Here is a 12,637-nt window from a genome sequence, read left to right as displayed (position 1 = left end):
AAGTCTTTTTGGGTTTAAAGGATTTACCTTACCTTGCAGCCAGCTGTAACGCGGTCTAGTCAATTAGTCTTGGGGCCATTGACTCGCCGAGTCAGGTCCGGCGCTAATCGCGCATCCTCGGCTTTGAGCCTTACGCTCGGGCCCGGGAACTACAAAAATTAGATTCATGAGGAGCGATACACAATGAAGAAGTCCACCCTGGCCTTGGCCGTATACGCAGGTGTCTTGGCTACTCAGGCTGGTGCAGCTGGTTTCCTGGATGACAGCAAAGCGACACTCAGTTCCCGTACCCTTTATTTCGAACAAGATCCGCGTGAGAACCGTAACGCTAGCGGTACTCTCAAAGGTCAGGATCAGCGCCAGACCACCCAGGGCTTCCTGTTCAACTTCATTTCCGGCTACACCCCGGGTACTGTTGGCTTTGGTCTCGACGTTCAAGGCATGTACGGCATTAACTTGAGCGGCGGTATCGACAACCGTGCCGCCAACGGCACTACTGCTAACAGCATTACCCCTACAACTTCCGACGGCACGCCGGTGGCTGACTGGGCACGTGCCGGTGCAAACGCCAAGGTCAAGCTGTCGAAGACTGAGCTGAAAGTGGGTAACGCGCTGCAGCCTAACCTGCCTATCCTCGTAGCGAACGACGGTCGTCTCCTGCCTCAGACCTTCGAGGGTGGCATCGTCACTTCCAAAGAAATCGACGGCCTGACTCTAACCGCCGGTAAGCTGACAAAGGCTGCGGGTCGTGCGTCCAGCAACTATGCTGATATGTCCCTCAACGCTGGCACCGAAGGCTCCAACAACTTCCAGTTCGCTGGCGGCGATTACAAAGTCACCAAAGATCTGACCGTTCAGTACTACTACGCCAACCTGGAAGATTATTACAAGCAGCAGTTCCTCGGTCTGGTACACGTCCTGCCAATCGCTGAAGACCAGTCGTTCAAGACCGACCTGCGTTACTTCCATAGCACCTCCGATGGCAAGAACGGCCAAACTGTCAATACCGGTTACAAGTTCAACAACGGCTACAGTGACAACGGCGAAGTGGACAACAACACCTGGACTGCGATGTTCACCTACACCCTGGGTGGTAACGCATTTCTGTTGGGCTACCAGTCTGTCAGTGACAGCGGCGCCATGCCAGTCATGAACAACGGTAGCGTGACCCGCAACGGCCTCTCCAACGGTCGTAACGAAGGTGAAGGTGGTAACAGCGTTTACTTGTTCACTGACAGCATGATCACCAACTTCACCCGCACTGGCGAACAGACCAAGTTTGGTCAGTACTCCTACGACTTCGCACGTTTGGGCGTGCCTGGCCTGAAAGCTGCCATTGCTTACCTGTACGGCGATCAGATCCGTCTGCAAAGCGCATCGCTGGGTCGTGGTTCGGAGTGGGAACGTGACATGCGTATCGACTACGTGTTCCAGGACGGCTTCATGAAAGGCTTCGGCGTGACCCTGCGTCGCGCCAACCTGCGTTCGGATTCCGATCTGTACGCTAGCCAGCAAGACACTGACCAGACCCGTTTGGTCCTCAACTACACCTACGCCTTCAAATAAGCGTGATGTGTTGAAAAGAGCCCCGCTTCGGCGGGGCTTTTTTATGCCCGAAATAATGTTATCCAGCACCAATCGTTCCTTTTGTTTTCAGATGCTGGGATGCACAGTGATTGATAACTCATTATCCAAGGAGCACGACTCAATGGGCCTTAAACTCGGCGACATCGCACCCGACTTCGAACAGAACTCCAGCGAAGGACCGATCAGGTTTCACGAATGGCTGGACGGCAAATGGGCGGTATTGTTTTCGCACCCCGCCGACTTCACGCCCGTCTGCACCACTGAGCTTGGCTTTACCGCAAAACTCAAAGACGAATTCGACAAGCGCAACGTCAAGGCGATTGCCCTGTCCGTGGACTCGGCCGAATCCCACACCAAGTGGATCGGTGACATCAACACCACACAGAACACCCTTGTGAATTTCCCGATACTGGCGGACGAAGATCGCAAGGTTTCCGAGCTTTACGACCTGATTCACCCGAATGCCAGCGAGACCCTGACCGTGCGCTCGCTGTTCGTGATCGACCCGAACAAGAAGGTCCGCCTGACCATCACCTACCCGGCCAGCACCGGGCGCAACTTTCACGAGATCCTGCGGGTGATCGATTCGCTGCAACTGACCGACAACTACAAAGTCGCCACGCCGGCGAACTGGAAGGACGGTGAAGACGTCGTGATCGTGCCGTCGATCAAGGACGAAGCGGAGATCAAGGAGCGTTTCCCCAAAGGCTATACAGCCGTTACGCCGTACCTGCGCCTGACGCCACAGCCGAATCGCTGATACACCCGCTTTGAGCACTAAATGAGGGCCGATTTATCGGTCCTTTTTTATGCTGTAAACGCCATCCACGAAGGAATTCCCTCCTATGTGGGAGTGAGCTTGCTCACGACGGGGCCGGGGCATGCAGCCACTTTCTCTGGAGAATGAAGGTCAGTCTTCGCGAGCAAGCTCGCTCCCACGGGATCGCGTATTACCGAAGAACTTAGCAATCTATATATTCCTTTTGGTGCTAACCAAATGAATAAATATGATTTTAGAGAATAACCATCCCCTGTTATGGTCTCTCCGTCCTGGCGAGATTGCCGGCCATGAATCCCTTTCTGCCTTACTGGTCCGCCATCGGACGAGCAGGTGCCACCTCTTAGCTACACACCAAAGGAGCGTGCCATGGGCACCGTTATTTTGCGTCGAGGCCTGGTCGCTCTGTTTGCTGCGGCGGTTTCTTTCGGCGTCGTTACTCAGGCCCAGGCCGATACCTTGCGCATCGGTTACCAGAAATACGGCACGCTGGTGCTGCTCAAGGCCAAAGGCTCGCTCGAGAAAAAACTCGCCGATCAAGGCGTGCAAGTCCAGTGGACCGAATTTCCCGGTGGCCCGCAGTTGCTTGAAGGCCTGAACGTGGGCTCGATCGACTTCGGTGTGACGGGCGAAACCCCGCCCGTGTTTGCCCAAGCCGCTGGCGCTGATCTGCTGTATGTCGCCTCCGAACCGCCAGCGCCGACCAGCGAAGCGATTCTGGTGCCCAAGGATTCGCCGATCTCTTCGGTCAAAGACCTCAAGGGCAAGAAAGTCGTTCTCAATAAGGGCTCGAACGTGCATTACCTGCTGGTGCGCGCGCTGGAAGAAGCCGGCTTGAAGTACACCGATATCCAGACCGTTTTCCTGCCGCCCGCCGATGCCCGTGCCGCTTTCGAGCGTGGCAGCGTCGATGCCTGGGTGATCTGGGATCCGTACCAGGCCGCCGCCGAACAGCAATTGCAGGCGAGAACCCTGCGCGACGGCAAAGGCATCGTCGACAACAACCAGTTCTACCTGGCGACCAAACCCTATGCGCAGCAGCACCCCAAGGTGATCCAGACCCTGGTGGAAGAAGTGCGCGCTGTCGGCGAATGGTCCAAGGCCAACCCGGAAGAGGTCACCAAACAGGTCGCGCCGCTGCTCGGCCTGCCAGAAGACATCACCCGCCTGTCGGTGAAGCGTCAGGGCTATGGGGCGTTGTTCATCACGCCTGAAACCGTCGCTGCGCAACAGAAAATCGCCGACACCTTCTACCAGCTCAAGCTGATCCCTAAACCATTGCGCATTGCTGATGTGATCTGGACGCCACCCGCTGCTGTCGCGAAAGCCCAGTAAGCCCGGCATTGGAAGGAGACAACTCCATGAGCGTGGAAAGAATCACCCACAGACTGGCGCCCTGGTTGCTACCGGTCCTGCTGTTGGCGATATGGCAACTGGCGGTCAGCGCGGGCTGGCTGTCAACCCGCATTCTGCCGGCGCCTAGCGCTGTGATTGAGGCCGGCGTTACGTTGGTACGCAGCGGCGAAATCTGGACCCATCTGGCGATCAGTGGCTGGCGTGCCGGTATCGGCTTTGCCATCGGCGGCGGGATTGGTTTGGCGCTCGGCTTCATCACCGGGCTGTCGAAATGGGGCGAGCGCCTGCTCGACAGCTCTGTGCAGATGATCCGCAACGTGCCCCATCTGGCGCTGATTCCGCTGGTCATCCTGTGGTTCGGCATCGACGAGACCGCGAAGATATTTTTGGTCGCGCTGGGCACGCTGTTTCCGATTTACCTGAACACCTATCACGGCATTCGCAACATCGACCCGGCGCTGGTGGAAATGTCCCGCAGCTACGGTTTGAGCGGCTTCGGGCTGTTCCGCTATGTGATTCTGCCGGGCGCGATGCCTTCGATTCTGGTCGGCGTGCGGTTTGCGCTGGGCTTCATGTGGTTGACGCTGATCGTTGCGGAAACCATCTCGGCCAGCTCCGGCATCGGGTATCTGGCGATGAACGCCCGGGAGTTTCTACAGACCGACGTCGTAGTGCTGGCAATCGTGCTTTACGCCGTCCTCGGCAAACTGGCAGACCTCGCGGCGCGTGGTCTGGAACGGGTCTGCCTGCGTTGGCACCCGGCGTATCAAGTGGTTAAAGGTGGTGCGCAATGAGCAATCTCCAACAACCGGCAAACCTGTTGCGCGGGATTCCCTTGCAGGTCCGCAAGCTCAAGAAGACCTTCGGCTCGCGGGAGGTATTGAAAGACATCGATCTGCACATCCCGGCCGGGCAGTTCGTCGCCGTCGTGGGCCGAAGCGGTTGCGGCAAGAGCACCTTGCTGCGCCTGCTGGCGGGCCTCGATCAGCCATCGAGCGGCCAATTGCTGGCCGGTAACGGCTCGCTGTCGGATGCGCGGGAAGACACGCGACTGATGTTCCAGGAGGCGCGCTTGCTGCCCTGGAAAAAGATCATCGACAACGTGGGCCTTGGCCTCACCGGCGACTGGCGCGGCAAAGCACTGGAAGCGCTGGAGGCAGTGGGTTTGGTGGAGCGCGCCAATGAATGGCCGGCGGCGTTATCGGGTGGGCAAAAACAACGTGTGGCGCTGGCCCGTGCGCTGATTCACCAGCCACGCTTGTTGCTGCTCGACGAGCCCCTTGGTGCGCTGGATGCCCTGACCCGAATCGAGATGCAGCAGCTGATCGAAAACCTGTGGAAGAAACACGGCTTCACCGTACTGCTGGTGACCCACGATGTCAGCGAGGCGGTCGCCATTGCCGACCGGGTCTTGCTGATCGAAGAAGGCCGCATCGGTCTTGATTTACAGGTTGATCTGGCCCGTCCGAGGGCGCGCGGCTCCTACCGACTGGCCGCGCTGGAAACCGATGTGCTCAACCGCGTGTTGTCGCTGCCCGGCAACCCGCCCGACCCCGAACCGACTTCACCGCTGCCCACGCAATTGCGTTGGGCCAACTAACTCCAGAGGCAATCACGCCCCCGGAACTGATCTCACAAAGGAAGCCTTACCATGACTATCAAAGCCATCAACGTGCGTAACCAGTTCAAAGGCACCATCAAGGAAATCGTCACCGGCGACGTGCTGTCCGAGATCGACGTGCAAACCGCTTCGGGCGTCGTCACTTCCGTCATCACCACCCGCTCCGTGAAAGAGCTGGAACTGGTAGTCGGCAGCCAAGTGATCGCCTTCGTGAAGTCCACCGAGGTGTCGATCGCCAAGTTGTGATCGATGCTGAATCGCAAGCGCGCTCCTACGCAGCGCTCAATGGATGCACGTTATTGCTCTATTGAGCGCTTCGGCAAATACGGCGGCAGGTACAAACCCAGATACGCATCAAACACCCGCAATCCTTCCTCGGCCATGCGCGGGGTAATCGCGTTGTGCAGTTGCACCGAGCGCGCGTACACCCGATCCGCAAGTTCCAGCGCCAAGGCGAACACCTCAACATCATCGGGCAGCGTCGGCAGTTGGAAATGCCGGGCGAACAGCTCATGCATGAGGTTGCCCAGTTCAATGTCGTGCTGACGATCCGCCTGGGTGACTTCGGTCAGACCGTGCTGGGCGAGGATCAACTGCCGTGCGGCGGCGTCGTCGCTGTAAATCGCGAGCATGCGCGATTCCACCACGTGCGACAGGTCACGCCACTGATTCAACCGATCATGATCGATGGGCTGCTGCAGGCTTTCGCGAAAGGCCTCGTGGACATCGGCCGTCAGCGCTTCGAGCAGCGCGGGAACGCTGGCGAAGAAGTGATACACGGAAGAAGGCGGTATTTCGGCGCGCTCGGCGACGCTGTAGATGGAGAGGCTCGCCACGCCGTCCGAGGCCAGCAGCGCACGTGCGGCATCGAGGATCGAGTCGATCCGCGCCTGACTGCGTGCACGAGGTTTGCGGGGCGGGGCAAGGCGGGTCATCGGCGCTCTCTCGGTCGGTGGCGCGGGCATTCTACAGTGGCAGCCGGGAGATTGCCTTCCCGGCTGAAGCCGGTCCCACAGGGTGTCCGCGCAACTCATGAATGAAAAACGCCACCGATTCTCTCGAAAAGGTGGCGTTTTCTTAACCCGTGCAGCCATCAAACCGTGTGCAGATACCAGTTGTACTCGAGGTCAGAGATGGAGTGCTCGAACTCCTCCAGCTCACTTTCCTTGCACGCAACGAAGATATCGATGTACTTCGGATCGATGTACTTGGCCATGACTTCGCTGTCGTCCAGCTCGCGCAGTGCATCACGCAGGTTGTTCGGCAGGCTCTGCTCGTTCTGCTCGTAGGAGTTGCCTTCCACGGGAGGGCCGGGCTCGATCTGGTTGGTCAGGCCATGGTGAATGCCTGCCAGCACCGATGCCATCAGCAGATACGGGTTGGCATCCGCACCGGCAACCCGGTGTTCAATACGTACCGAATCGGCGGTACCGGTCGGTACGCGCACGGCCACGGTCCGGTTGTCCAGACCCCAGCACGGCGAGTTCGGAACGTAGAATTGAGCACCAAACCGGCGGTACGAATTGACGTTCGGGCAAAGGAACGCCATCTGCGCGGGTAGGGTCTCGAGCACACCGCCGATCGCATGACGCAATGCGGCGTTCTGCTCGGGATCCTCACTGGTGAAGATGTTTTTGCCATCACGATCAAGGATCGAAATGTGCACGTGCAAACCGTTGCCTGCCTGGCCTGGATAAGGCTTGGCCATGAAGGTGGTGTCCATCTCATGGTCGTAGGCGATGTTCTTGATCAGGCGCTTGAGCAGCACCGCGTAATCACAGGCTTTCAGCGCGTCGGCGGTGTGGTGCAGGTTCACTTCGAACTGCGCCGGAGCACTTTCCTTGACGATCGCGTCGGCAGGGATGCCTTGCTCTTTCGCACCTTCCAGAATGTCCTGGAGGCAGTCGACGTACTCGTCCAGATCGTCGATCAGGTAAACCTGTGTCGAGTGCGGACGTTTGCCGGAAATAGGCGAGCGCGGCGGTTGCGGGCGGCCGTTCACGTTTTCCTGATCGATCAGGTAGAACTCAAGCTCGAATGCAGCGCAGATGGTCAGGCCCATCTCGTCGAACTTGCTGACAACCTGGCGCAGCACTTCGCGCGGATCGGCAAAGAAGGGCGTGCCTTCCAGCTCGTGCATGGTCATCAGAAGTTGTGCGGTAGGACGCTTCTGCCAGGGCTCATTGCAGAGAGTGTCGGGGATTGGATAGCAGATTCGGTCAGCGTCGCCGATGTCCAGACCCAGACCGGTGCTTTCCACCGTCGAGCCGTTGATATCCAGTGCGAATAGGGAAGCTGGGAGGTTGATGCCTTTCTCGTAAACCTTATGAAGGCTGGTGCGTTCGATGCGCTTGCCGCGCACCACTCCATTCATATCTGCAATCAGAAGGTCAACGTATAGAACCTCAGGATGTTCCTTAAGGAACGCGTTCGCTTCGTTGAGCTGAACGGCACGCGGGGGTACCGACATGATGCAACACCTTTGTTGTTGAAAATATCAATCATCGAGCATTACGGGTTTCAGTCAATCCGAAAGGCCAGACGAAGTCAAGGGAGCCCTGATTTGCCCTAAAAGGGCGCCAAAAAGCCATTTTTGCCGCACTTTAGGGCAAATGTGACGCACCTAACGTGATGCAAACTGCGGGTTTGAGCAGGGCGTGTTTTATTTTTTACGGGCGTGTTGTGGAAAAAAATGAACAACGCTAAGCTCGATTGCAACCCATAACAGCAATAATACCGAGGGTCCCATGCTTCGCCTTCCGCTGATCGGCCTTACCGCCTGCACTCAGCCATTCGGGCACCGGCTTTTCACTTCATACGCTTTCAGTGTAGCGGTCCAGCCAGCGCGGCGGGCGCTGCGCGTGTCTCTGCGTGGCACCTCGACACCTTACTCTTTATCCACGCCCCCATTCCACCGGGCGCGTCTTTTGCTTCGGCTGACTGACCCGGCCCAGGCTGTCTGCGGCATCCGCGACCGCGCGTTTTGCACAAGCACGACTATCTTTGAGTCTTCCAGGCATTTGGCGATGCCTGAATTCAATATGCGACACCCTGACGCCAGCGCTTCAAAGAACGCCTGACCGCCATGACGGCGACCAGGAATTAAAACCCTGAGGTATTTATGAGTACCAACCTCGACCAGCTCACCGATTGGTTGAAAGAACACAGGATTACCGAAGTCGAGTGCATGATCGCCGACCTCACCGGTATCACACGGGGCAAGATTTCACCGACCAACAAGTTCATTGCCGAGAAGGGCATGCGCTTGCCGGAAAGTGTATTGCTCCAGACCGTGACGGGCGATTACGTCGAAGACGACATCTACTACGAATTGCTGGACCCCGCAGACATCGACATGTTTTGCCGTCCTGACCAGAGCGCGGTGTTTCTGGTGCCCTGGGCCATCGAGCCGACTGCGCAGGTGATTCACGACACCTACGACAAGCAAGGCAACCCCATCGAGCTGTCCCCGCGCAACGTCCTCAAGAAAGTGCTCAAGCTCTATGCCGACCAAGGCTGGCAGCCGATCGTTGCGCCGGAGATGGAGTTCTATCTGACCAAGCGCAGCGACGACCCCGACTACCCGCTGCAGCCACCGGTGGGTCGCTCGGGTCGTCCGGAAACCGGTCGTCAGTCGTTCTCGATCGAGGCCGCCAACGAATTCGACCCGCTGTTCGAAGACGTCTACGACTGGTGTGAACTGCAGAACCTCGACCTGGACACGCTGATTCACGAAGACGGCACGGCGCAGATGGAGATCAACTTCCGTCACGGCGACGCCCTGTCTCTGGCGGACCAGATTCTGGTGTTCAAACGCACCATGCGCGAAGCCGCCCTCAAGCACGATGTGGCCGCGACCTTTATGGCCAAGCCCATGACCGGCGAGCCCGGCAGCGCCATGCACTTGCACCAGAGCATCATCGACATCGAGACCGGCAAAAACATCTTCTCCAATGAAGACGGCACGATGAGTCAGCTGTTCCTGCAGCACATCGGTGGACTGCAGAAGCTGATCCCCGAGCTGTTGCCGCTGTTCGCGCCCAACGTCAACTCGTTCCGCCGCTTCCTGCCGGACACCTCTGCGCCGGTAAACGTGGAGTGGGGCGAAGAAAACCGCACCGTTGGCCTGCGTGTGCCGGATGCCGGCCCGCAGAACCGTCGCGTGGAAAACCGTCTGCCTGGCGCCGATGCCAATCCGTATCTGGCCATCGCCGCCAGCCTGTTGTGCGGTTTCATCGGCATGGTCGAGGGCCTCAACCCCAGTGCTCCCGTGGTCGGTCGTGGTTACGAACGCCGCAACCTGCGCTTGCCGTTGACCATCGAAGACGCGCTGGAGCGCATGGAAAACAGCAAGACGGTCGAGAAGTACCTCGGCAAGAAATTCATCACCGGCTACGTCGCGGTCAAGCGTGCCGAGCACGAGAACTTCAAGCGTGTGATCAGTTCGTGGGAGCGGGAATTCCTGCTCTTTGCCGTCTGACGTCCCGGGGCGTCGCCGGACTCCCAGTGAGTCGACGGCGCTCCACACGCGATACCACAATGGAGTGATTCATGAGTTCCAACAACCCGCAAACCCGCGAATGGCAAGCCCTCAGCAGTGATCATCACCTGGCGCCGTTCAGCGATTTCAAGCAGTTGAAAGAGAAAGGCCCGCGCATCATCACCCACGCCAAGGGCGTTTACCTCTGGGACAGCGAAGGCAACAAGATCCTCGACGGCATGGCCGGGCTCTGGTGTGTTGCTATCGGGTACGGTCGCGAAGAACTGGCGGATGCTGCCAGCAAGCAGATGCGCGAACTGCCCTATTACAACCTGTTCTTCCAGACCGCTCACCCGCCGGCACTGCAACTGGCCAAGGCCATTTCCGACATTGCCCCCGAGGGCATGAACCACGTGTTCTTCACCGGTTCAGGCTCCGAAGGCAACGACACGGTGCTGCGTCTGGTGCGTCACTACTGGGCGATCAAGGGCCAGCCGAGCAAGAAGGTCATCATCAGCCGCGTCAACGGTTACCACGGCTCGACCGTCGCCGGCGCGAGCCTGGGCGGCATGACCTACATGCACGAGCAGGGCGATTTGCCGATTCCGGGCATCGTGCACATTCCGCAGCCTTACTGGTTCGGTGAAGGCGGCGACATGACCCCCGACGAGTTCGGCGTCTGGGCGGCCGAACAGCTGGAGAAGAAGATTCTCGAACTGGGCGTGGACAATGTCGGCGCATTTATCGCCGAGCCGATTCAGGGCGCCGGCGGAGTCATCGTTCCGCCCGACACCTACTGGCCGAAGATCAAAGAGATCCTGGCCAAATACGACATCCTCTTTGTGGCCGACGAAGTCATCTGTGGCTTTGGCCGCACCGGCGAATGGTTCGGCAGCGACTTCTACGACCTCAAGCCTGACCTCATGACCATTGCCAAAGGCCTGACCTCCGGCTACATCCCCATGGGTGGCGTCATCGTGCGCGACGAAGTGGTCAAGGTGCTGAACGAGGGCGGCGACTTCAACCACGGTTTCACCTACTCCGGTCACCCGGTGGCAGCAGCCGTGGGGCTGGAGAACATTCGCATTCTGAGTGAAGAAAAGATCGTCGAACGGGTGAAGTCTCAAACGGCACCCTATTTGCAAAAGCGTCTGCGCGAGCTGAGCGATCACCCGCTGGTGGGTGAGGTGCGGGGCGTCGGCATGCTGGGCGCTATCGAACTGGTGAAGGACAAGGCCACTCGGGAGCGCTATGTCGGCAAAGGAGCAGGCATGATTTGCCGCACTTTTTGCTTCAACAATGGCCTGATCATGCGGGCCGTGGGCGACACCATGATCATCTCGCCGCCGCTGGTGATTACCTCCGCCGAGATCGACGAGCTGATTGAAAAGGCGCGCAAGTGCCTGGACCTGACGCTTGAGTCATTGCAGGGCTGAATTTTTATCGGGAAATTGCCAGACTGTCCGCCGTCTAGACGCCGCTTACATAAAAAACACTGGAGCCGTACGAATGAAGAAATTTGGCAAAACCCTCCTGGCCTTGTCCCTCATGGGCGCAGTGGCCGCCGCTGCACACGCCGATGACAAAGTCCTGCACGTCTATAACTGGTCCGATTACATCGCACCCAACACCATCGCCGATTTCGAGAAAGAGTCGGGCATCAAAGTGGTGTACGACGTGTTTGACAGCAACGAGACCCTGGAAGCCAAGTTGCTGGCCGGTAAGTCGGGTTACGACATCGTCGTACCGTCGAACAACTTCCTGGCCAAGCAGATCAAGGCCGGCGTCTACCAGGAGCTGGACAAGTCCAAGCTGCCAAATTACAAAAACCTCGACCCTGCCTTGTTGAAAGCTGTGTCGATCAGCGACCCGGACAACAAGCACGCATTCCCGTACATGTGGGGCTCGATCGGCATCGGCTATAACGCTGAAAAGGTCAAAGCTGCCTTGGGCGCTGATGCACCGGTCAACTCGTGGGACCTGCTGTTCAAGCCGGAAAACGCTGCCAAGCTGAAAGGCTGCGGAATCAGCTTCCTGGACTCGCCAACCGAAATGCTGCCAGTGGCGCTGCATTACCTGGGCCTGCCGACCGACAGTCAGAAGAAGGAAGACCTGCAGAAGGCCGAGGATCTGTTCAAGAAGATTCGTCCTTCGATCACCTACTTCCACTCGTCCAAGTACATCTCGGACCTGGCCAACGGCAACATCTGCGTCGCCGTGGGTTACTCGGGTGACATCTACCAGGCCAAGGCGCGCGCTGAAGAAGCGGGCGGCAAGGTCAAAGTCAGCTACAACATTCCGAAGGAAGGTGCAGGCAGCTTCTACGACATGGTCGCCATCCCGAAAGATGCCGAAAACGTCGAAGGCGCCTACAAGTTCATGAACTTCATCCTGCAACCGAAGGTAATGGCTGAAATCACCAACTCCGTTCACTTCCCGAACGGCAACAAGGCGGCCACCGAGTTCGTCGACAAGGACATCACGTCTGACCCGGGCGTATACCCGCCAGCGGACGTTCTGGCCAAGTTGTACGCGATCGCCGACTTGCCGGCTGCGACTCAACGCCTGATGACCCGCAGCTGGACCAACATCAAATCGGGTAAATAAGCCTGACCGGGTGCGTCGTCCTGTACGGCGCACCCGTGGGAGCGAGCTTGCTCGCAAATGCTGACTGCTTCAAATGAATGCAGGGCTGACACACCGCAATCGCGAGCAAGCTCACTCCTACAGGTTGCGTCAGCCGTCATGACACCCGCGTCACAAAAAGTTTTTTTGCGAGAAGGGTTTATCGAAGGTAAGTTGCGCGCCGGATGTG

At 58.2% G+C, this 12,637-nt stretch carries 11 protein-coding genes; 9 read left to right on the top strand and 2 right to left on the bottom strand.

Annotation, left to right across the window (positions count from 1 at the left end):
* Window positions 1–183: 183 nt before the first annotated feature.
* The 6 genes from SLW74_RS03765 (at window position 184) to SLW74_RS03740 (ending at window position 5,588) form a co-directional block, all read left to right on the top strand.
* Window positions 184–1,566 carry an OprD family porin gene (locus SLW74_RS03765; RefSeq protein ID WP_410928169.1) on the top strand — a complete coding sequence of 461 codons (1,383 nt, stop codon included), beginning with the start codon at window positions 184–186 and terminating at the stop codon, window positions 1,564–1,566.
* Window positions 1,567–1,708: 142 nt separating this feature from the next.
* Complete coding sequence (locus SLW74_RS03760; RefSeq protein ID WP_065987367.1) at window positions 1,709–2,347, top strand: peroxiredoxin; 639 nt, start codon at window positions 1,709–1,711, stop codon at window positions 2,345–2,347.
* A 387-nt stretch (window positions 2,348–2,734) separates the two neighbouring features.
* Window positions 2,735–3,700: a sulfonate ABC transporter substrate-binding protein gene (locus SLW74_RS03755; RefSeq protein ID WP_065987366.1), complete on the top strand. Its 966-nt coding sequence runs from the start codon at window positions 2,735–2,737 to the stop codon at window positions 3,698–3,700.
* 26 nt (window positions 3,701–3,726) lie between these two features.
* On the top strand, window positions 3,727–4,515 hold the full coding sequence (gene ssuC, locus SLW74_RS03750; protein ID WP_410928168.1) for an aliphatic sulfonate ABC transporter permease SsuC: 789 nt from the start codon (window positions 3,727–3,729) through the stop codon (window positions 4,513–4,515).
* The gene (gene ssuB / locus SLW74_RS03745) at window positions 4,512–5,321 is read left to right on the top strand and encodes an aliphatic sulfonates ABC transporter ATP-binding protein (protein ID WP_410928167.1); all 810 of its coding nucleotides are present in this window, start codon (window positions 4,512–4,514) and stop codon (window positions 5,319–5,321) included. Before ssuC ends, ssuB begins: the two co-directional genes overlap by 4 nt.
* A gap of 51 nt (window positions 5,322–5,372) precedes the next feature.
* Window positions 5,373–5,588, top strand: coding sequence for a TOBE domain-containing protein (locus tag SLW74_RS03740; RefSeq protein ID WP_410928166.1), 216 nt, complete (start codon window positions 5,373–5,375; stop codon window positions 5,586–5,588).
* Between the two features lie 50 nt (window positions 5,589–5,638).
* On the opposite strand, the gene SLW74_RS03735 is transcribed toward SLW74_RS03740, so the two are convergent.
* Complete coding sequence (locus SLW74_RS03735; protein WP_296313786.1) at window positions 5,639–6,277, bottom strand: TetR/AcrR family transcriptional regulator; 639 nt, start codon at window positions 6,275–6,277, stop codon at window positions 5,639–5,641.
* Between the two features lie 158 nt (window positions 6,278–6,435).
* The gene (locus SLW74_RS03730; RefSeq protein ID WP_065987362.1) at window positions 6,436–7,812 is read right to left on the bottom strand and encodes a glutamine synthetase family protein; all 1,377 of its coding nucleotides are present in this window, start codon (window positions 7,810–7,812) and stop codon (window positions 6,436–6,438) included.
* A gap of 651 nt (window positions 7,813–8,463) precedes the next feature.
* Between SLW74_RS03730 and SLW74_RS03725 the strand changes: the two genes are divergently transcribed.
* The 3 genes from SLW74_RS03725 to SLW74_RS03715 all read left to right on the top strand — a co-directional run bounded on the left by SLW74_RS03725 (window position 8,464) and on the right by SLW74_RS03715 (window position 12,429).
* Window positions 8,464–9,822 (top strand): glutamine synthetase family protein, encoded by a 1,359-nt coding sequence (locus SLW74_RS03725; protein ID WP_037016227.1) that lies wholly within the window; start codon window positions 8,464–8,466, stop codon window positions 9,820–9,822.
* Window positions 9,823–9,893: 71 nt separating this feature from the next.
* Window positions 9,894–11,258 carry an aspartate aminotransferase family protein gene (locus SLW74_RS03720; protein ID WP_410928165.1) on the top strand — a complete coding sequence of 455 codons (1,365 nt, stop codon included), beginning with the start codon at window positions 9,894–9,896 and terminating at the stop codon, window positions 11,256–11,258.
* Between the two features lie 73 nt (window positions 11,259–11,331).
* Window positions 11,332–12,429, top strand: coding sequence for a polyamine ABC transporter substrate-binding protein (locus SLW74_RS03715; protein ID WP_065987360.1), 1,098 nt, complete (start codon window positions 11,332–11,334; stop codon window positions 12,427–12,429).
* Window positions 12,430–12,637 lie beyond the last annotated feature (208 nt).

This window comes from Pseudomonas sp. W5-36 (genome assembly GCF_046540455.1).
GTDB lineage: Bacteria > Pseudomonadota > Gammaproteobacteria > Pseudomonadales > Pseudomonadaceae > Aquipseudomonas > Aquipseudomonas graminis_B.
Note: the sequence above shows the minus strand (reverse complement) of the source record. Positions and strands in the feature narration are given on the sequence as shown.